We start from the raw sequence: 18,876 nt of genomic DNA on the forward strand, positions 1-18,876 counted from the left end.
TCAACGCGCACTCTATGATGTAAATCAATTCACTGACACCCTGATGTTTTTGTTACACTTGTATAAAGTCATCTAACCTGAGCAGGAAAAGGACAATGCCAACAAATCGCTTTGCGAAGAAACACTGGAAGATGGTTGTAATACTGCTCGTTATTTGTGCGGCAATGCTGATGCTACGTTGGGCTGCGATGATCTGGGGTTAAAATACTGGCGCACGCTGTTCCGGTTCCGTTGTATTTATCAATTAAATCGAATTCGTCTGAAAATAGCGCGTTATTGATAAGTATTAAAAATAAAACACAGATTTAATATTAATTAAATTTAACGTTAATTGAGAAAAGCCGGGCCAATTATTTGACCCGGCTTGTCATTACATACGATAGCCGAGTGACACAGTAGTACGACGATCGGTATGCTCCGGCGCTGTTGCCGGTGGTTCAGAGTTCCAGGTAACGTTGTAAGCCACCTTTAACCCAAAGTGTTCGTTGATGGCAACGTTCAAGGCTGTTTCAGAATTGAGCGTTGTATCGTCAGCACCAAATACCGACACACCTTGCGTAAACTTAGTATTGTCCGTCATCTGCCACGCATAGGCCCCGGACGCATAGCCCAGCGGCTGTGTTTCGGTGGTACCATCCGTGTGCTCGTCATAGCGCACACCAGGACCGAATTCAAAACGGAAGCTGTGCACTGGTCCGTTGAGGAACTGACGACCATAACCTGCGGTCAGCACGTCACGCTCGCGATAGCCGTTGTAACGGTCGGTCAGCCAGCTTGCCTGACCAAAGAGATAATCATAGTCGGTCATGTTGTAACGACTACGGCCACCTACGGCATATTTCTCTGATGAACGCTCATCATTTGAGGAGGTATTGCTGGCATTTCCCCACAAAGACCACGCTGTAGTTTGACCGTACCAGGTCATGGTGGTGTCTGCAGTTAAAGAAGAACTTTTTGTGTTGCCTGACTGGGCGAGATATCCCGCGTTCAGGTTACCTTCAAAGGGTTTTTTCGCGCTGGAAGGGTCATCCATGACAGTAAAAACGGAATCATCGGCGGCAGCCTGCATTGACGCAAGCAGGCCACCCGTCAGCAGTAACGCTGCGGGCACTGTCTTCAAAAGCTTCATTTATTAAGAGTCCGTACAACAAAAAAAGAGACCATAACGGTCTCGGAAACTTTCATATGGATCAATGACAAAAGACCCTTGAAAGGTAACAAATTATAAAAAGACTCGAATAACATAGCAATAAATTCTTATTTCATTTTTTGAATAAGAGCGTTCCTAAACCGTTTTTTTATTTATATATCTTTAACGCGATTATTTTAAATAAAGATATGAAAAATCATGTTGTTAATTACTTCACTTTCGGGGGGTTAAGTGCCAGACTGAGGACAGCCTAACAGGAGGTAAAGATGGTACGTATCTATACGTTAACACTTGCGCCCTCTCTCGATAGCGCAACAATCACGCCGCAAATCTACCCGGAAGGTAAGCTTCGCTGTACCTCGCCGGTTTTTGAACCCGGCGGCGGCGGTATCAACGTCGCTCGCGCGATTGCCCATCTTGGCGGCACCGCTACGGCCATCTTCCCTGCGGGTGGCGCCACCGGAGAGCATCTTGTTGCTTTGCTCGCCGACGAAAATGTTCCCGTGTCCACCGTCGAAGCTAAAGACTGGACCCGACAAAATCTCCATGTCCACGTTGAGTCCAGCGGCGAACAGTATCGCTTCGTCATGCCAGGCGCTGCGCTCACCGATGATGAGTTTTACCAACTTCAGGATCAGGTGCTGGAAATTGAGTCTGGCGCACTGCTGGTTATTAGCGGCAGTTTGCCGCCTGGCGTACAGCTTGAGAAGCTGACCCGGCTCATTACCACAGCACAAAAACAAGGGATTCGCTGTATCGTCGATAGTTCTGGCGAAGCGCTGGCGGCAGCATTAACCATCGGCAATATCGAACTGGTCAAACCCAACCTCAAAGAACTGAGCGCGCTGGTGAATCGCGAACTCACGCAGCCCGATGATGTGCGCAACGCCGCGCAGGAAATCGTGCAAAGCGGAAAAGCGCATCGCGTAGTGGTCTCGCTTGGACCACAAGGAGCGCTGGGCGTTGATCGTGAAACTTGTGTGCAGGTGGTTCCGCCGCCGGTGAAGAGTCAAAGTACCGTAGGCGCGGGCGACAGTATGGTCGGGGCCATGACGCTTAAACTGGCTGAGAGCGCACCTTTTGCAGATATTGTTCGTTACGGTGTCGCCGCAGGTAGCGCCGCCACCCTGAATCAGGGTACGCGTCTGTGCGCTTTAGACGATACGCAAAAAATATACGCGTATCTGGCTCAGTAATAACGGCTTCCCCTTGTTTAGCTACAAGGGGATTTCCCCGTAAAACTGTCGGCATAGGTGTTATACGTCTATGATGAAAAATCACGTGATTACAAAGCAGTGAATCATGTGCGACCAGGCGTCTTCACAACTATGCGAGGTGAAGAAGAACGACACACATTAAGTGCCTTTCCAGCGATGACGCGTCCGTGGTGTGCGTCAGTTCGTGTTTTTTAACCGCATTCTTGCGCTAACCTTATGATCTGGCAGACAACATGGGGAGAGACATCATGTGGCAGGCTATCAGTCGTCTTTTAAGCGAGCAATTAGGTGAAGGCGAAATCGAACTGCGTAACGAACTGCCCGGCGGAGAGATCCACGCCGCATGGCATTTACGCTATGCGGGGCGCGATTTTTTCGTTAAATGCGATGAAAGAGAGCTGTTAACCGGCTTTACGGCGGAAGCCGATCAGCTGGAGCTACTTTCTCGCAGTCAAACCGTATCTGTACCGAAAGTCTGGGCGGTAGGCGCAGACAGAGATTACAGCTTTCTGGTGATGGATTTCCTCCCTCCCCGTCCGCTTGATGCGCACAACGCGTTTATCCTCGGCCAGCAGTTGGCACATTTGCACGAATGGAGCGATCAGCCGCAGTTTGGGCTCGACTTCGATAATGCGCTCTCTACCACGCCGCAGCCCAACACCTGGCAACGTCGCTGGTCAACCTTTTTTGCCGAGCAGCGTATTGGCTGGCAGCTGGAACTCGCCGCTGAAAAAGGCATTGCGTTTGGCAATATCGACGCCATCGTCGAGCATGTTCAGCAGCGTCTCTCTTCCCATCAGCCGCAGCCATCTCTTCTGCATGGTGATTTGTGGTCCGGGAACTGCGCCCTTGGCCCGAACGGCCCGTACATCTTTGACCCTGCCTGCTACTGGGGGGACAGAGAGTGTGACCTGGCAATGCTGCCGTTACATACCGATCAGCCGCCGCAACTCTATGACGGTTATCAGTCTGTTTCTCCGCTACCATTGGATTTTCTCGACAGACAGCCTGTCTACCAGCTCTATACGCTGCTGAACAGGGCTATTCTGTTTGGGGGACAGCATCTGGTCGTGGCGCAGAAGGCGCTGGACAGGTTACTGGCGGCTTAGCAAAGTCGCACGTTGCTTATCTGGCCTGGCGTTTCGCAACGCGTCAGGCCTGATAGTGCAGCAGTTACAAAAAACCCAGTAATGAAAAGAAGAAGTAGCCAATCACGATAACGATCACCGGCAAAATATAGAGCGGGAAAATTTGTAAAAAGATCGTATGGTGCGGTACCACAATACGCGACTCAAGTTGCTCACGTGATAACCCTTCACTGCCCTTTGCCTGTTCCAGAATCAACTGGTCCTCAACACCCTCGCGTAAATAACGCGCCTGACGGCTCATTCTGGCGCCTGAATCCTGCAACGCCAGACCGATAAAAATCAGAATGAAAATCAGCCAAAAAACGAGATTCAGTCCACTTTGAAAATCGGGCGTCGGCGAGTTATACCAAAACACGTTAAGAAAAGGTGTGTTCACACGCATCATGTCGATCATCACGTGAGCAAAATCGAGCATGACCGCGTTAATCCCTTCCTGCTTTTCGCTGTGCGCATACATAAACTTCAGTACTGAAACCAGGGTTGAAATCAGCGCGGGAATGAAAATCACCCATCCCACCAGCCTTTTCAAGATAGCAATGCGTCCAGCTTGTTGATACGTCATGAGTTCCCCTTGATTAAGACGTGTCATTTTGGCCTAAGTTTACCCGTTGATTATCGTTTTCGCCTGATCTTTAAAGGCGGTATACTGCTGAATTAGCCATAATGAACGCTCAGAGCCCGTCCAGGCTGGCTCTTAATCCCTTTTATCACCCGTAAAGGAGAGGTTGTGATGTCAACCCCGCGTCAAATTCTTGCTGCAATTTTCGATATGGATGGATTACTGGTCGATTCTGAACCGCTTTGGGATCAAGCCGAACTGGATGTGATAGCAAGTTTAGGCGTTGATATCTCCCGCCGCCATGAACTTCCCGATACACTTGGCTTACGCATCGACATGGTGGTTGATTTGTGGTTTGCACAACAACCGTGGAACGGTCCCTCACGTCAGGAAGTAACCGAGCGCATCATTACCCGGGCAATTGCGTTAGTTGAAGAAACAAAACCACTGCTGCCGGGCGTGCGTGAGGCCGTGGCATTGTGCAAATCTCAGGGGTTGAAAGTAGGACTGGCATCCGCCTCGCCGCTGCATATGCTGGAAAAAGTGCTAACCATGTTTGATCTGCGCAGCAGCTTCGATGCACTGGCTTCTGCGGAAAAACTGCCCTACAGCAAACCGCACCCGCAGGTTTATCTCGATTGCGCGGCAAAACTGGGCATTGACCCTATAAACTGCGTAGCACTGGAAGACTCGGTGAACGGCATGATTGCTTCGAAAGCCGCCCGTATGCGTTCCATCGTAGTACCTGCGCATGAAAATCAAGACGATCCTCGCTTCGTTCTGGCCGACGTCAAACTGGCCTCGCTCACCGAACTCACTGCCGCTCACCTGCGCGGCTAATCCTGCGACGGGCAATGATCGCATTGCCCGCCTGCCGGACGCTGGGGCACGCCTGATGACCTGAAAGGCCCGGTCGTGTTCCTCGCAAGTGCTGCCTCGGACTATATACATGGCTATACGCTGGTCGTGGATGGCGGTTGGCTGGCGCGGTAAAGGCGCACTTGTGACAAAGGGTTACAACGTCACCTCTTCCGCCTACTGTATAAAACCCCTATACTGTATGAATCGACAGTTTATTGGGTTTTATCATGACGGCGGAAGGTCACCTTCTTTTTTCTATTGCCTGTGCGGTATTTGCCAAGAATGCCGAGCTAACGCCCGTTCTTGCGCAGGGTGACTGGTGGCATATTGTTCCTTCAGCCATTTTGACGTGCCTGCTGCCGGATATCGATCATCCAAAATCCCTGCTGGGGCAGCGTCTGAAGTGGGTATCAAAGCCCATTGCCCGGGCATTTGGTCATCGCGGGTTTACGCATAGCCTGCTGGCGGTTTTTGCCCTGCTGGCCACGTTTTACCTGAAAGTCCCTGATACCTGGATAATTCCAGCGGATGCCTTACAAGGTATGGTTCTCGGTTATCTCAGCCACATTCTGGCCGACATGTTGACCCCGGCGGGCGTCCCCCTGCTTTGGCCCTGCCGCTGGCGTTTTCGTCTGCCTATCCTCGTGCCGCAAAAAGGCAATCAACTGGAGCGGTTTCTGTGCATGGCGCTGTTCGCGTGGGCAATCTGGATGCCGCAGACCGTACAAGAGAACAGTGCGGTGCGCTGGTCATCACAGATGATAAATACGCTGCAAATGCAGTTTAATCGTTTTATAACGCACCAGGTTGACTAATAAATCAGCCAAAAAGTTATTTTTGGCATAAACAATTCCATTTGAATATAAGAGGCAAGTCACAGTTCTGCTAATCTTGCGCCAACAGAATCACCGTCACACGGTGATACGCATAATAAGATCAGGAGAACGGGGATGAACTATCCATTAATCGCGAACATTATCGTGTTCGTAGTGCTGCTGTTCGTGCTGGCGCAAGCCCGTCACAAGCAGTGGAGTCTGGCAAAAAAAGTACTGGTCGGTCTGGTCATGGGTGTGGTGTTTGGCCTCGCCCTGCACACCATTTATGGTTCCGACAGCCAGGTTCTTAAAGATTCCGTACAGTGGTTCAACATTGTCGGCAACGGTTACGTCCAACTGCTGCAGATGATTGTCATGCCGCTGGTGTTTGCGTCTATTCTCAGCGCCGTTGCGCGTCTGCACAACGCCTCTCAGTTAGGTAAAATCAGCTTCCTGACCATCGGTACGCTGCTGTTTACTACGCTGATTGCCGCGCTGGTAGGGGTTCTGGTGACCAACCTGTTCGGCCTGACCGCGGAAGGTCTGGTGCAAGGTGGGGCCGAAACCGCTCGTCTGAACGCGATTGAAACCAACTATGTTGGCAAAGTAGCTGACCTCAGCGTTCCACAACTGGTGTTGTCGTTTATCCCGAAAAACCCGTTTGCCGATCTGACCGGAGCTAACCCGACGTCGATTATCAGCGTGGTTATCTTCGCGGCATTCCTCGGTGTTGCCGCACTGAAGCTGCTGAAAGATGATGCGCCGAAAGGCGAGCGCGTGCTGGTCGCTATCGATACCCTGCAAAGCTGGGTGATGAAGCTGGTTCGTTTGGTGATGCAGTTGACACCGTACGGTGTTCTGGCGCTGATGACCAAAGTGGTTGCAGGCTCCAACCTGCAGGACATTATCAAGCTGGGTAGCTTTGTCGTGGCCTCTTATCTCGGTCTGGGCATTATGTTCGTGGTACACGGGATCCTGTTGGGTGTTAACGGCGTTAGCCCGCTGAAATACTTCCGCAAGGTGTGGCCGGTGCTGACTTTCGCCTTCACCAGCCGTTCCAGCGCAGCCTCAATTCCGCTGAACGTTGAAGCGCAAACCCGTCGTCTGGGCGTGCCTGAATCCATCGCCTCTTTTGCCGCCTCCTTTGGCGCCACCATTGGCCAGAACGGTTGTGCAGGGCTGTACCCGGCAATGCTGGCAGTAATGGTCGCCCCAACCGTCGGGATCAACCCGCTGGACCCGATGTGGATTGCCACGCTGGTCGGTATCGTCACCGTCAGTTCCGCAGGGGTTGCGGGTGTGGGTGGCGGTGCAACGTTTGCCGCGCTGATCGTCCTGCCAGCTATGGGTCTGCCGGTCACGCTGGTTGCGCTGCTGATTTCCGTTGAGCCGCTGATCGATATGGGTCGTACTGCGCTGAACGTGAGCGGTTCTATGACAGCCGGTACGCTGACCAGCCAATGGCTGAAACAGACCGATAAAACAATTCTGGACAGCGACGATAACGCCGAACTGGCGCATCGCTAAGTCTGTTAGATCTGAAAAACAAAAAAAACCGCCGGAGTGTCATGCTCCGGCGGTTTTTTTATATCCATTAATCGCTCAGTTCATTTTCCTGGCGAACCTGATTAGCCCAGCGTTGCGCTGATTCCGGGACCGTAAATGCAGGCGAACGCTGAAACGCCTCCCCTATTAAGACAAAAGCGACATATTTTCCGCGCAGTATCCATACGTCACGAAACGCATCCATTTTAACTGCATGCTCTGGTGGGGCTGGCTCCACGCGAGGAACATAGCTAATTACCGGACGATTTTGTTGGCGAAGAGGTTTCATAATCAGTTGCTTCACTAAAGACTAATTCTAAAAATCAGAAAACGGCTATCTTAGCCGATTTTGCCTCCTGACGTCCTGCCTTGCGTGCGCTGTTTGCCTGGTTCATCGCGCTTTACGCCCTCGGTCAGTTCCTGCACCACTGAGCAAGTGGTCTATAGTTAAAGCTTTTGACGGCAACAACGACCTTTAAGCGATGAAAACAGGAGACGAGTTTAATGTCACAGAATGATAAGCACCCACTCCATCACTCAGCGCCGGTTCATGATGCCAGCGAATCCCAGCCAGGACTTGACTCACTGGCGCCAGCAGACGGTTCACATCGGCCAACACCTGAACCCACGCCACCAGGCATGCAGCCCACTACGTCCGGCAGCTTAAAAGCGCCTGACACCAAAAGTGACAAACTCAACGCGCTGGATAGTTTTCGTAAAGGCAGCGAAGATTTTGCTCTGACAACCAATCAGGGAGTGCGCATCGCGGACGATCAAAACTCTCTGCGCGCAGGAAACCGTGGGCCAACTCTGCTGGAAGACTTTATCCTGCGGGAAAAAATCACCCATTTTGATCACGAACGCATCCCGGAGCGGATCGTACATGCCCGAGGTTCGGCCGCTCATGGTTACTTTCAGCCCTATGCCAGCCTCAGCGCGACAACGAAAGCGGACTTTCTGAGTGATGAAAATAAAATCACCCCGGTTTTTGTCCGTTTCTCTACGGTTCAGGGCGGCGCAGGCTCAGCGGATACGGTCAGAGATATTCGAGGATTTGCGACCAAATTTTATACTGAGGAGGGCATTTTCGATCTGGTGGGAAACAACACACCAGTCTTCTTCATTCAGGATGCCCATAAATTCCCGGATTTCGTCCATGCGGTAAAACCGGAGCCGCATTGGGCTATCCCACAGGGTCAAAGCGCCCACGATACCTTTTGGGATTATGTCTCGTTACAGCCAGAAACGTTGCACAACGTTATATGGGCGATGTCCGACCGGGGTATTCCACGCAGCTATCGCACGATGGAAGGCTTTGGCATTCACACGTTCCGGTTGATAAATGCGCAAGGGAAAGCCACCTTTGTCCGTTTTCACTGGAAACCGCTGGCGGGCAAAGCTTCGCTGGTATGGGATGAAGCGCAAAAACTTACCGGTCGTGACCCCGATTTTCATCGCCGCGATCTGTGGGAAGCTATCGAAGCAGGCGATTATCCGGAATACGAACTGGGGCTGCAGCTCATTCCTGAAGAAGACGAATTCAAGTTCGATTTTGACCTGCTCGACCCGACCAAGCTGATCCCAGAAGAGCTGGTTCCGGTGCAACGCGTCGGTAAAATGGTGCTGAATCGTAATCCGGATAATTTCTTCGCCGAAAATGAACAAGTCGCTTTTCATCCCGGACACATCGTCCCTGGTATCGATTTTACCAACGATCCCTTGCTGCAAGGCCGCTTGTTTTCGTATACCGATACCCAAATCAGCCGCCTGGGCGGGCCCAACTTCCATGAAATACCGATTAATCGCCCGACCTGCCCGTACCATAATTTCCAGCGTGACGGCATGCATCGTATGGACATCGATACCAACCCTGCCAACTATGAACCTAATTCCATCAATGATAACTGGCCGCGTGAAACACCGCCGGGGCCAAAACGCGGTGGATTTGAATCGTATCAGGAACGGATTGAAGGAAACAAAATCCGCGAACGTAGCCCCTCTTTTGGCGAATACTATGCGCACCCTCGCCTGTTCTGGTTAAGTCAGACGCCAATTGAACAGCAGCATATTATCGGCGGATTCAGCTTCGAACTCAGCAAAGTTACGCGCCCCTATATTCGGGAAAGAGTGGTCGAACAGTTAGCCCATATTGATACAGCCCTCGCCGAGGCGGTTGCCGATAATCTCGGTTTTGAGCTAACCGAGGAACAGGCCAAAATCGCCCCACCGGCTAACGTCAATGGTTTGAAAAGTGCGCCGTCACTCAGTTTATATGCGGGTGCGCAAGGTGAGATTAAGGGCCGCGTGGTCGCCATTCTACTTAATGACCAGGTGAAATCGGGCGACCTGCTTGCCATCATGCAAGCCTTACAGGCCAAAGGCGTTCACGCCAAACTGCTCTATTCCCGAATGGGTAATGTGGTTGCCGATGATGGTTCCGTCCTGACAATCGCCGGTACCTTTGCGGGTTCACCATCGCTGACCGTCGATGCGGTTATCGTTCCGTGTGGCAATATCGCAGATATCGCTATGAACGGTGATGCCCGATATTACTTACTCGAAGCGTATAAGCACTTAAAACCTATCGCACTGGCTGGCGATGCGCGTCAGTTTAAAACAACGTTGGATATCAAAACTGAAGGAGAAGAAGGCGTGGTGGAGGCAGACAGTGCAGACGCACAGTTTATGGATACCCTGCTGACGCTAATGACTGCGCACCGCGTCTGGTCACGCGCCGGAAAAATAGACACGATACCTGCCTAAAAAAATGCGGCGCATTATGCGCCGCAAACTCAGGAGTTAGACGTTCAGAAAACTGCCAAGACGATAACCGCGCTCCGCAATAGCATATTTCAGTGACGGAGACGTCAGCACGTCGAGCTCAGTTAAGCGGGGGTAACAGTAGGCACTTTGACGAATAATGTCATCGATAAAGGCCGGATGACACATCACTTCCAGCGAGGACTCTCCCCGGTCTGCTGACGCGTCAAGCGTTTGCAAAAACAGGGCTTCAGAAATCGCTTCGCCATAAAACTCGCTGCTGAATCCCTGGGAAGTCCGTAACGTCTGCGGAAAGTCAGACGCCTGGAATACCGTCTGACGATCGATCCGTAACGCAATCCCCCGTTGGGCAGCAAACCCGGCCACGATAGGGAAAATCTGCGGGAACATATGCACATGGTGATGGCTATCCAGATGCGTTGGCTCCCGCCCGAACAGGTCAATAAAACGCTGATACTGCGCGGCCAGTTCCTGAGAAATTTCATCCAACGGCAAGGTGTCTTCTTCAGCCATCTGCCAGATCCATTTTCCCAGTAACCCGTCACGAGTAAGGCCTGGCATTGCCGTCAACGGCCTGCCCAGCGTCAGAACAAAATGCATCCCAACGGCAAGTTCAGGAATATCGCCACTCAGCTGTACCGCATGGTCAATGGCTGCGCCATTAACCAGTGCGGTTGTCGAGGTGACCACGCCATTGCGACAGGCTTCAACAATGCCGTAGTTTTGTCCTTTACTCAGGCCAAAATCATCCGCATTTACAATCAGTACGCGTTCCATAGCCGACCTCAGTTAGTGTTGTTCGCTTTTGAGTTTCTCGATACACCCGGCGAAGTTTGGCAGCCATTTTTCATGCGCCAGAATCAGCTCACGCGCCAGAATCTCGGCATCGCTGTCAGAATGCACCAGCGGACTCAGGTTCAACGCCAGCAGCACATCATTCAGCTCACCGCTCAGTGCCGCATTGCTCGCCGCGACTTCAAAGCCTTTTATGGTATAGATAAGGCCGAGCACTTTCTCATCAAAATGGGTAATACGTGGGTGCGGCGTGGCGCCGTTGCGTCCCAGTGTACAGGTCATCTCAACCGCCCAGTCTGCCGGGATATTGTCAACATGCCCATGGTGCGGAACGTTGACATAGTGCTCGGTCTGTTTGTCGTTGTAGATGGCGTTGATCACTTCACAGGCCGCATCGGAGTAATAGGCTCCACCGCGCTGTTCAAGCTCTTTCGGTTTCACGTTCAAATCCGGATTTTTGTACAGATCAAACAGTTGTTTCTCCACTTTCTGTACCACCTGAGCGCGAGCGCCGCCCTTATAGTATTCACCCATTTCAATCGCCAGCATCTCTTTTGGCTTGAAATAGTAAAGCAAATATGAGCACGGCAGCAGCTTCAGCGAGCGAATCAACCCTTCACTGAACGGCAGATCGAAGATGTTCTTCACGGTGGAGGCTTTCAGTTGACCTGAAGCCACGCCATCCAACAGTTCATCAAAGCGTGATTTACCATTCACCAGTACGTCTTTAATAAAGACCATATGGTTCAGACCGAACAGATCGATGGATAAGTCATCGCTCTCTTTCAGCGCCAGCACATCGCTAATGAACATTTTCATGCCGACAGGAATATTACATACACCGATGAATTTCTTAAAATTCGTATGGCGATAGACCGCTTCCGTCACCATCCCGGCCGGGTTAGTAAAGTTAATTACCCACGCATTCGGGCACAGTTCTTCCACATCTTTGACAATATCAAAGATAACCGGAATAGTACGCAGACCTTTGAACAGCCCACCAGCGCCGTTGGTTTCCTGCCCCAGATACCCGTGGCTCAGCGGAATGCGTTCATCCTTTTCGCGGGCTTTCAGTTGCCCTACGCGCAACTGGGTGGTAACGAAATCAGCATCTTTCAGCGCTTCACGGCGGTCCAGCGTTTTAAACAACTTCATCGGCACGCCAGCTTTATCGATCATGCGCTGGCAAAGGTCAAAAATAATGTCCAGCTTCTCTTTTCCATCGTCGACATCAACCAGCCACAATTCAGAAACCGGTAATTCATGATAGCGCTTAATAAAGCCTTCAAGTAACTCAGGGGTGTAGCTGCTCCCGCCACCGATAGTGACGACTTTTAATTTCTGGCTCATACTTTCTCCCTTCAGTGTCAAAACACTGACGTGTATTATGCTCAACCCGTTTATCAGATATAGCGTGGCTGTCCCGACGCTATTTTGGGCAAGCTATAAAAAATGGGTTATTGGCAAATAATATCTACTGATTAAATTCAGTTAATTTCTTACGATAGCTATTAGGTGTAAATGACGTCAGCTTTTTAAACGTTTTAATAAACAGACTTGGACTACTGTAGCCAGATTCGTAAGCAATATCCGTTACAGAATAGTTAGTCATTTCCAGCTGTTTTTTAGCAAAGTTAATGCGGATTTCATTAATGATCTGCATCGGTGTTTTGCTGTAATAACGCTGGGTTGCGCGGGTCAGATACTCCTGGGATTTCGCGGACAGGTGTACCATGTTTTCCAGCGCATTCTCGCTAAACTGCCGTTTGTCATGCATGGTCTCCACGGTGGTTTTAAGCCACTGCGGAATATCATCCAACACCTGCTCTTCGCGATGATGGCGCAACCGGTTAATAATATAGAAGGTGACCACTTCTACAAATTCATCCAGTCCACTCTCGCGAAAGTTCAATGATGCAATAACCGTTTCAATGTAAGTGAGAAACGAATTATTCGCCCGATAGACCTGCGATGCAACGAAACAAAATGGCAGCAGCGGGTGGTAGTGCTGTTCAAAAAAGCGTTTACTGATACCGACGTTCAGGATCCTTGTCGCCCCAAAATCATAAAAACTCTGGTGGTGCGATCCCAATGGAATAAAAACAAAGTCCCCGCGTTCGAGCAATACGCGTTTACCGTTGATTTCCTGATAATAGCGCCCGGTTAAAACCAGGGTAAATTCGTAGTAGTCATGCTGATGCAGCCCGCTGATGCTCTCAGTTTTGTTGTAGATGAACACATGGAAATTTTTGCCATTAAACAGCTGCTGCTCATAGACGGTTTTGATTTCCGGTGCGTTAATCTGTAGCTGCATTATGAACTCCTCGCTATTTCAGCTTTTCGTGAAGCTCAATCAGTTCAGTCACCAGCTCACGCGCCAGCATTGATGTCATCAGGTGGTCCTGAGCATGAACCAGCACCAGGCTAACTTTCATTTTACCTTCGCCCTGATCGCCTTCAATCAGTTTCGTTTGCACGAGGTGCGCTTCGTTCAGCGCCAGACGGGACTGGTCCATCATAGCCTTAGCTGACTCGAAATCGCCTTGCTTGGCCATTTTGAGCGCGCCGTACGCCAGGCTACGCGCCTGACCGGAATTGATGATGAGCCCCATCACCACTTCTTCAAGTTCTTCTGCTTCTGACTGCGTGTCGACGATGTTCTCGATATCCAACATACTTTTTTCCTCTGGTTCAGTCCGGCATGACCGTGAAGCCATGCCGGATTAAATTTAGAATTTCAATGCGTTAGCGATATCTTCTTCGCTTTCTTCTTGATCAATAACGTTCTGCGCTTTGTTGGCTACCACCACGAACGGCAGGTAAACCAGCGTGGCGATACCAAGGTTGAACAGCGCGACCAGCAGAGCAGCGACGCTACCGTTGGTGTTAAAGAACGCGCCCAAACCGGTTGGCATGGTCCACGGTGCGATGTTGGTAATCGGTGGAATAATGCCGGAGTAATAAGCTGCCAGCGTAATCGCCGCCAGAATCGGTTGCACCAGAATGAACGGGATAAACATCACCGGGTTCATGATGATCGGCAGACCGAACAGGATAGGTTCGTTAATCTGGAACAGGCCTGACGGCAGTGCCAGTTTAGCAACCTGACGATAATCCGGACGACGCGATGCCAGGAAGATAGCGATAATCAGACCCAGCGTAGCCCCGCTACCCCCGAGGAAAATATAGGAGTCGAGCATCGGTTTCGCCCAGACGTGGAAGGTCTTTCCGGCTTCCAGCGCGGCGTCTACGGAACCAAACTGTTGGTAAATGGAGATGTTTTCCAGCGCCCATGGCGTCATGATACCGCTGTCCAGCGCGGTCAGCGCCAGTGAACCATGAATACCGAAGAACCACAGCAGCGGAACAAAAATCACGTAGGCCCAACCCACCACGCTACCCAGCGATGCCAGCGGAGTTGAAATGGAATCCATGATGATCTGGTGGAAGTTCGTACCCCAGGTGTTCAATGCCCAGGCGATGATCCCCATAATGGAGAGGATAAGGAAGCCAGGAATCAGCGCAGAGAAAGAGCGCGACACGGATGTCGGTACGCTATCGGGTAATTTAATTACCCAATTGCGACGGACCACAAAGGTGAACATTTCCGCGACCGCGAGGCCGATAATAATACCGGAAATAATATTGGCACCGCCGAGCCAGTTCGCGCCAACGGCATAGGCTTCACCCACGCTATATGGCGTTACGGTCATAAACGCGGCGACGGATAACAGCCCGGCAGCCAGTGAGTCGACTTTGCGTTCTTCTGCCAGCGCCATACCGATAAAGAACGGCGCCATCAATGACATGATACCCAGCGTACCGTTATAGACGTTTCCACCAATGCCTTTCAAACTATTCAGCGTTTCAATAGTTGAAGCATCAAGTCGAATGCCCATTGAATAAAAAAACGACCCCTCCCCAAAGCTCAGGAAAACGTTATTGATTAATACAAACATGGCCCCTGCGAGGGTTAACGGCATTAAACGAATAAAACCGTTTTTGATTGCATTAACGTGTGGCTGCTTTCCAATTTTTACAGCAAAAGGAAGGAGTACCTTTTCAAGTGAAGCAATAGCGTTACTCATAGAAAAATACCCTTAAATACCGCAATTAATAATTGCGGTGAATGTTAATGAAATAACTCTTTGACGGGAAAAATTAAAATAAAATAATTAATTTGCTGCGGCTTTTTTAATTGCTGCAACCGCAGCCTTAAGCACGCCTAAACCATCGACTTTGCCATACAGCAGCGAGTCAATCACTTCCACAGGCTTGTTAGGTAACAAACGTTGAATTTCGGGCAACATATAAGCAATTTGTGGACCTAATAATACAACATCGGCCACTGGACCTTTTTCTCCGGCCAGCGTTTCAGGAAACGCTTCAATAATAACCGGTACTTCGTATTTTTCGGCCTGAGCACGCATCTTCGAAACCAACAATGAAGTCGACATGCCCGCAGAACAAAACAGATAAATGTGTTTCTTTTCCATTAAAACGATCCTCATGTGCGATTATCTGTCACCAGACACTCCGCAAGCCCTAACCTGCATCCATGCTCTGGGTAACTTGCGTCAGCTAAATTACTTTTTTAGGTGGCTGAAATGAGTATACGGGATTGCACCGGCGGATGGTATTTCCTTGACCAACTAAATTGTCTCTCCTTGACCTGGCGTTATGACCACCCTCACACTTCAGGTAAATAATTCGCGTCAATAATTAAGATCGTGTGACATAAAAAAACCGGCGCAGTGGCCGGTTTTCCCGAGTGCTCAGGCAATAAACAGTTGTTACTTCTTCGCAGCCTGCGGGTCGGTGTCGTACTCTGCGCAGCTCTGGTAGCCAGAGTTAATCACGTGTCCGGTGTCATCTAAAGCAACAAAATAGGTCTCAGCTTTACCATCTCGTTGACCCAGGATGTAGGTCTGACACGTCCCACGCGCATGGATCATACTGACTTCGGAAGACGGTTTACCGGCAATCTGCGCTACCTGCGCCCGGCTCATCCCTTTCTTCACATCTTTCACCACGGGCTGAACAAATTGGTCTTTCGTACGATCGTAGGCCGTACACCCTGCCAGCATAGTCAAAACAGCCGCTGCGCTCAGAATTCCTGTTAGATTCTTGTTCATATTCCGTCCTCTTGTATTTCAGCGTGTTATATAAGCCTGGAGCACAACAACGCATTTTTCAAGCAATCAGAGGATACTTAGGTGGTTTCGGAAAATTCTATTAAAACAAAATGATGCTATATCAGGCTCGCATCCCTTGTCGTTTGGGCCTCAACGCGTTAGCTTTAACACATCATTTTTTTGATCATTTTATTTTTCGGAGGGGGTTAAATGACTCTGCAGCAAGAGATAATCCAGGCGCTTGGCGCAAAACCGCACATCGATGCAGAAGAAGAAATTCGCCGCAGCGTGGATTTCCTGAAATCGTATCTGCAGACCTACCCCTTTCTGAAATCACTGGTGTTGGGAATTAGCGGCGGACAGGACTCAACGCTCGCGGGAAAACTGTGCCAGATGGCGATCACCGAGCTGCGAAAAGAAACGGGTAATGACGCACTGCAGTTTATTGCCGTACGCCTACCGTATGGCGTTCAGGCCGATGAGCAGGACTGCCAGGATGCCATCGCCTTTATTCAACCGGACCGCGTACTGACCGTCAATATTAAGGGCGCGGTGCTGGCCAGCGAGCAGGCCCTGCGTGAAGCGGGTATTGAACTGAGCGATTTTGTGCGTGGCAATGAAAAAGCCCGTGAACGTATGAAGGCACAATACAGTATCGCCGGCATGACCAGCGGGGTTGTCGTGGGTACCGATCATGCTGCAGAAGCCATCACCGGATTTTTCACTAAGTACGGCGATGGCGGTACCGACATTAACCCACTATTTCGTCTGAACAAGCGCCAGGGCAAACAACTGCTCGCCGCGCTGGGGTGCCCGGAGCACTTATATAAGAAAGCACCAACTGCCGACCTCGAGGACGATCGCCCTTCTCTGCCGGATGAAGCCGCACTCGGCGTCACTTACGACAACATCGACGACTATCTGGAAGGAAAAACGCTGGATGCCGACGTCGCGAAAAAAATTGAAGGCTGGTACGTGAAAACTGAGCATAAACGTCGCACACCGATCACCGTGTTTGATGATTTCTGGAAAAAAGCGTAATCCTTTCCCTTCAAAATGCCGGGTAGCGCCAGGATTGGCCCTATCTGGCATTAGCCTGCTGAATCTCATGCCGCTTTTTTAATCGCCCTCAAACTGCTACACTGGATGTATAACCAGCATCTGGAGTCAACAGTGGTACAGCGTCAATCAGCCCCTCGTCTGACATTTGAGGCAGCGGCAATCTATGAATATCCCGAGCACCTGCGCCCGTTTTTGAGTGCGCTTCCCACCGCGCCAGGCGTCTATCTGTTTCACAGTGATAGCGACACCATGCCGCTTTATATTGGTAAAAGTGTCAATATTCGCAGCCGTGTGCTGGCGCATCTGCGTACCGCAGACGAAGCGAGTATGCTGCGTCAGGCCAGGCGCATTAGCTGGATTTGTACGGCAGGAGAAATTGGCGCCCTGCTGCTGGAAGCGCGGCTTATCAAAGAACAGCAGCCCCTGTTTAACAAACGGCTGCGACGCAATCGCCAGCTGTGTGCCTTGCAGCTTACCGATCGAACGGTTCAGGTGGTTTACGCACGAGATATTGATTTCTCCCACGCCCCCAATCTGTTTGGCCTATTTGCCAACCGCCGCGCAGCGCTACAGACGCTGCAAAGCCTCGCCGATGAACAACAGCTGTGCTACGGCCTGTTGGGGCTGGAACCCCTCAGCCACGGGCGCGCCTGTTTTCGCTCTGCGCTTAAACGCTGCGCCGGAGCCTGCTGCGGGAAAGAAAGCCCTGAAGCACATCATTTGCGTCTGGTAGAAGCCCTGGAAAGAGTGCGCGTAATCTGCTGGCCGTGGAGCAATGCCATTGCGCTGCAGGAAACCCGCGCTGAAATGACGCAGTACCATATCATCAATAACTGGCTGTGGCTGGGAGCCGTTTCAACGCTGGATGAGGCAGCTACACTGGCGCGAATGCCGGCCGGCTTTGATCAAGATGGCTACAAAATTCTCTGCCGGCCAATTCTGTCTGGTCAATATGACATTATTGAACTAAGTCCGGAGAATGCCCCGGCATCCAGTTAATCTCGCTGAACAGCAGTTTCCCCTCGCGCTCCAGCAGTCGTAACGTGTGTTTACCGTCGTGCCAGCTTGCACCCTGATCGACGGTCAACAACTTATCACCCAGTTGCCAGGCTCCGCTGATAACAAACACCACGCCGCCGCGCGAACCAAAGGTCGTAAAGGTGCGATCGGCAACTCTGACTTTTGCCTGGCAGACATCCCGTCGGGTCATGATATTAAAATCCATCGACATCTGCCCTTCCGTCAGCTTCGCTTTTACCACCTTGTCACCGGCAAAGGTAAAAGGCTGATGCTGTTTCAGGGTATGCGTGAAGGTGTTCGGCTCTTCCAGCGTCACTTCTCCGCCTTCCAGCAGGGTAATCACGCGTTCTACGCCGGGAAAAAGAGAAAACTCTCCATTTGCTGCGATGGAGGCGATACTCGCCCGCCAGTGAAAATCTCGTGTTGCTGGCGGAAAACAGCAAATCTCACGCGTTTCTCCCGCACCATTTCGCCACAGATTGACCGGCATTTTGCGGATATCAAAGTATTCCATCATCCCTCCAGAAAGGCGCAGCACGGCAGCCCACCGTAAACAGGCAGCCATAAATCATCATTGTTATGTTCACCCTGCAGATTATTGTTATCGGCAGCAGAGTTGATTTGCCTTAGCGATGAACCCGGTGTTTTGCAAAAAAGAACAACGCGCTATCCAGGTGGAGTTTTCGCGGGCTTCAGGAGAATAACGTGTCACAAGCGCGGTGCAAGAGGCAGCAAAGAAAAAACCGCCGATCCTGCCCACCTCGTTAAACGTGTTGTGGACAAGAGCG

General features: G+C 50.9%; 20 protein-coding genes and 1 pseudogene. 10 read left to right on the forward strand and 11 right to left on the reverse strand.

What is annotated here, in order from left to right:
• Positions 1 to 95 precede the first annotated feature (95 nt).
• Positions 96 to 203 (forward strand): small membrane protein YniD, encoded by a 108-nt coding sequence (gene yniD / locus ABIE10_RS04040; RefSeq protein ID WP_003030590.1) that lies wholly within the window; start codon positions 96 to 98, stop codon positions 201 to 203.
• A 167-nt stretch (positions 204 to 370) separates the two neighbouring features.
• On the opposite strand, the gene ABIE10_RS04045 is transcribed toward yniD, so the two are convergent.
• Complete coding sequence (locus tag ABIE10_RS04045; RefSeq protein WP_016152863.1) at positions 371 to 1,129, reverse strand: DUF481 domain-containing protein; 759 nt, start codon at positions 1,127 to 1,129, stop codon at positions 371 to 373.
• Between the two features lie 287 nt (positions 1,130 to 1,416).
• Between ABIE10_RS04045 and pfkB the strand changes: the two genes are divergently transcribed.
• Positions 1,417 to 2,346 (forward strand): 6-phosphofructokinase II, encoded by a 930-nt coding sequence (gene pfkB / locus ABIE10_RS04050; RefSeq protein ID WP_016156336.1) that lies wholly within the window; start codon positions 1,417 to 1,419, stop codon positions 2,344 to 2,346.
• 269 nt (positions 2,347 to 2,615) lie between these two features.
• On the forward strand, positions 2,616 to 3,476 hold the full coding sequence (locus tag ABIE10_RS04055; RefSeq protein ID WP_016152861.1) for a fructosamine kinase family protein: 861 nt from the start codon (positions 2,616 to 2,618) through the stop codon (positions 3,474 to 3,476).
• Positions 3,477 to 3,540: 64 nt separating this feature from the next.
• Here ABIE10_RS04055 and ABIE10_RS04060 read toward each other — a convergent pair whose 3' ends face one another.
• On the reverse strand, positions 3,541 to 4,077 hold the full coding sequence (locus tag ABIE10_RS04060) for a YniB family protein (protein ID WP_019076635.1): 537 nt from the start codon (positions 4,075 to 4,077) through the stop codon (positions 3,541 to 3,543).
• Between the two features lie 168 nt (positions 4,078 to 4,245).
• On the opposite strand from ABIE10_RS04060, the gene hxpB reads away from it, so the two are divergent.
• The 4 genes and pseudogenes from hxpB to tcyP all read left to right on the forward strand — a co-directional run bounded on the left by hxpB (position 4,246) and on the right by tcyP (position 7,277).
• On the forward strand, positions 4,246 to 4,914 hold the full coding sequence (hxpB, locus tag ABIE10_RS04065; RefSeq protein ID WP_016156335.1) for a hexitol phosphatase HxpB: 669 nt from the start codon (positions 4,246 to 4,248) through the stop codon (positions 4,912 to 4,914).
• Positions 4,915 to 4,944: 30 nt separating this feature from the next.
• Positions 4,945 to 5,067 (forward strand): annotated as a pseudogene (locus ABIE10_RS04070) (SDR family oxidoreductase); the annotation flags it as partial.
• Positions 5,068 to 5,150: 83 nt separating this feature from the next.
• A complete protein-coding gene (locus ABIE10_RS04075; protein ID WP_087121839.1) occupies positions 5,151 to 5,750 on the forward strand; it encodes a metal-dependent hydrolase in 600 nt (199 codons plus the stop codon).
• Positions 5,751 to 5,885: 135 nt separating this feature from the next.
• The gene (gene tcyP, locus ABIE10_RS04080; RefSeq protein WP_019078417.1) at positions 5,886 to 7,277 is read left to right on the forward strand and encodes a cystine/sulfocysteine:cation symporter; all 1,392 of its coding nucleotides are present in this window, start codon (positions 5,886 to 5,888) and stop codon (positions 7,275 to 7,277) included.
• Between the two features lie 67 nt (positions 7,278 to 7,344).
• On the opposite strand, the gene cedA is transcribed toward tcyP, so the two are convergent.
• Positions 7,345 to 7,590 (reverse strand): cell division activator CedA, encoded by a 246-nt coding sequence (gene cedA, locus ABIE10_RS04085; RefSeq protein ID WP_369707928.1) that lies wholly within the window; start codon positions 7,588 to 7,590, stop codon positions 7,345 to 7,347.
• 209 nt (positions 7,591 to 7,799) lie between these two features.
• Here cedA and katE point away from each other — a divergent pair, with 209 nt between their 5' ends.
• On the forward strand, positions 7,800 to 10,058 hold the full coding sequence (gene katE, locus ABIE10_RS04090; protein ID WP_235116730.1) for a catalase HPII: 2,259 nt from the start codon (positions 7,800 to 7,802) through the stop codon (positions 10,056 to 10,058).
• Between the two features lie 36 nt (positions 10,059 to 10,094).
• Here the strand turns inward: katE and chbG are convergent, their stop codons facing one another.
• The 7 genes from chbG to osmE form a co-directional block, all read right to left on the reverse strand.
• Positions 10,095 to 10,853, reverse strand: coding sequence for a chitin disaccharide deacetylase (gene chbG, locus ABIE10_RS04095; protein ID WP_429154806.1), 759 nt, complete (start codon positions 10,851 to 10,853; stop codon positions 10,095 to 10,097).
• Between the two features lie 12 nt (positions 10,854 to 10,865).
• Positions 10,866 to 12,221, reverse strand: a complete 1,356-nt coding sequence (locus ABIE10_RS04100; RefSeq protein WP_016152854.1) for a 6-phospho-beta-glucosidase — start codon at positions 12,219 to 12,221, stop codon at positions 10,866 to 10,868.
• A gap of 124 nt (positions 12,222 to 12,345) precedes the next feature.
• Positions 12,346 to 13,188: a transcriptional regulator ChbR gene (gene chbR / locus ABIE10_RS04105; RefSeq protein ID WP_085951046.1), complete on the reverse strand. Its 843-nt coding sequence runs from the start codon at positions 13,186 to 13,188 to the stop codon at positions 12,346 to 12,348.
• A 10-nt stretch (positions 13,189 to 13,198) separates the two neighbouring features.
• Positions 13,199 to 13,546, reverse strand: a complete 348-nt coding sequence (chbA, locus tag ABIE10_RS04110; protein WP_003030618.1) for a PTS N,N'-diacetylchitobiose transporter subunit IIA — start codon at positions 13,544 to 13,546, stop codon at positions 13,199 to 13,201.
• A 54-nt stretch (positions 13,547 to 13,600) separates the two neighbouring features.
• Positions 13,601 to 14,959 carry a PTS N,N'-diacetylchitobiose transporter subunit IIC gene (chbC, locus tag ABIE10_RS04115; protein WP_003030619.1) on the reverse strand — a complete coding sequence of 453 codons (1,359 nt, stop codon included), beginning with the start codon at positions 14,957 to 14,959 and terminating at the stop codon, positions 13,601 to 13,603.
• Positions 14,960 to 15,046: 87 nt separating this feature from the next.
• The gene (gene chbB, locus ABIE10_RS04120) at positions 15,047 to 15,367 is read right to left on the reverse strand and encodes a PTS N,N'-diacetylchitobiose transporter subunit IIB (protein ID WP_003832547.1); all 321 of its coding nucleotides are present in this window, start codon (positions 15,365 to 15,367) and stop codon (positions 15,047 to 15,049) included.
• 297 nt (positions 15,368 to 15,664) lie between these two features.
• On the reverse strand, positions 15,665 to 16,006 hold the full coding sequence (osmE, locus tag ABIE10_RS04125) for an osmotically-inducible lipoprotein OsmE (protein WP_016152853.1): 342 nt from the start codon (positions 16,004 to 16,006) through the stop codon (positions 15,665 to 15,667).
• Between the two features lie 210 nt (positions 16,007 to 16,216).
• On the opposite strand from osmE, the gene nadE reads away from it, so the two are divergent.
• On the forward strand, positions 16,217 to 17,047 hold the full coding sequence (gene nadE, locus ABIE10_RS04130; RefSeq protein ID WP_047498859.1) for an ammonia-dependent NAD(+) synthetase: 831 nt from the start codon (positions 16,217 to 16,219) through the stop codon (positions 17,045 to 17,047).
• Between the two features lie 105 nt (positions 17,048 to 17,152).
• On the forward strand, positions 17,153 to 18,067 hold the full coding sequence (gene cho / locus ABIE10_RS04135; RefSeq protein WP_429154808.1) for an excinuclease Cho: 915 nt from the start codon (positions 17,153 to 17,155) through the stop codon (positions 18,065 to 18,067).
• On the opposite strand, the gene ves is transcribed toward cho, so the two are convergent.
• Positions 18,027 to 18,602 carry an environmental stress-induced protein Ves gene (gene ves / locus ABIE10_RS04140; protein ID WP_200102373.1) on the reverse strand — a complete coding sequence of 192 codons (576 nt, stop codon included), beginning with the start codon at positions 18,600 to 18,602 and terminating at the stop codon, positions 18,027 to 18,029. The two genes, cho and ves, sit on opposite strands and share 41 nt — an antisense overlap.
• Positions 18,603 to 18,876 lie beyond the last annotated feature (274 nt).

The organism is Citrobacter sp. 506, from assembly GCF_050434985.1.
Lineage (GTDB): Bacteria > Pseudomonadota > Gammaproteobacteria > Enterobacterales > Enterobacteriaceae > Citrobacter > Citrobacter braakii.

Coding starts and splice junctions, on each gene's coding strand:
- ABIE10_RS04060 (WP_019076635.1), bottom strand. CDS start 4,077: ATGACGTATCAACAAGCTGGACGCATTGCTATCTTGAAAAGGCTGGTG.
- tcyP (WP_019078417.1), top strand. CDS start 5,886: ATGAACTATCCATTAATCGCGAACATTATCGTGTTCGTAGTGCTGCTG.
- chbB (WP_003832547.1), bottom strand. CDS start 15,367: ATGGAAAAGAAACACATTTATCTGTTTTGTTCTGCGGGCATGTCGACT.
- ves (WP_200102373.1), bottom strand. CDS start 18,602: ATGGAATACTTTGATATCCGCAAAATGCCGGTCAATCTGTGGCGAAAT.
- chbG (WP_429154806.1), bottom strand. CDS start 10,853: ATGGAACGCGTACTGATTGTAAATGCGGATGATTTTGGCCTGAGTAAA.
- osmE (WP_016152853.1), bottom strand. CDS start 16,006: ATGAACAAGAATCTAACAGGAATTCTGAGCGCAGCGGCTGTTTTGACT.
- chbA (WP_003030618.1), bottom strand. CDS start 13,546: ATGTTGGATATCGAGAACATCGTCGACACGCAGTCAGAAGCAGAAGAA.
- ABIE10_RS04100 (WP_016152854.1), bottom strand. CDS start 12,221: ATGAGCCAGAAATTAAAAGTCGTCACTATCGGTGGCGGGAGCAGCTAC.
- cho (WP_429154808.1), top strand. CDS start 17,153: ATGTATAACCAGCATCTGGAGTCAACAGTGGTACAGCGTCAATCAGCC.
- ABIE10_RS04055 (WP_016152861.1), top strand. CDS start 2,616: ATGTGGCAGGCTATCAGTCGTCTTTTAAGCGAGCAATTAGGTGAAGGC.
- nadE (WP_047498859.1), top strand. CDS start 16,217: ATGACTCTGCAGCAAGAGATAATCCAGGCGCTTGGCGCAAAACCGCAC.
- hxpB (WP_016156335.1), top strand. CDS start 4,246: ATGTCAACCCCGCGTCAAATTCTTGCTGCAATTTTCGATATGGATGGA.
- katE (WP_235116730.1), top strand. CDS start 7,800: ATGTCACAGAATGATAAGCACCCACTCCATCACTCAGCGCCGGTTCAT.
- pfkB (WP_016156336.1), top strand. CDS start 1,417: ATGGTACGTATCTATACGTTAACACTTGCGCCCTCTCTCGATAGCGCA.
- chbC (WP_003030619.1), bottom strand. CDS start 14,959: ATGAGTAACGCTATTGCTTCACTTGAAAAGGTACTCCTTCCTTTTGCT.
- yniD (WP_003030590.1), top strand. CDS start 96: ATGCCAACAAATCGCTTTGCGAAGAAACACTGGAAGATGGTTGTAATA.
- ABIE10_RS04045 (WP_016152863.1), bottom strand. CDS start 1,129: ATGAAGCTTTTGAAGACAGTGCCCGCAGCGTTACTGCTGACGGGTGGC.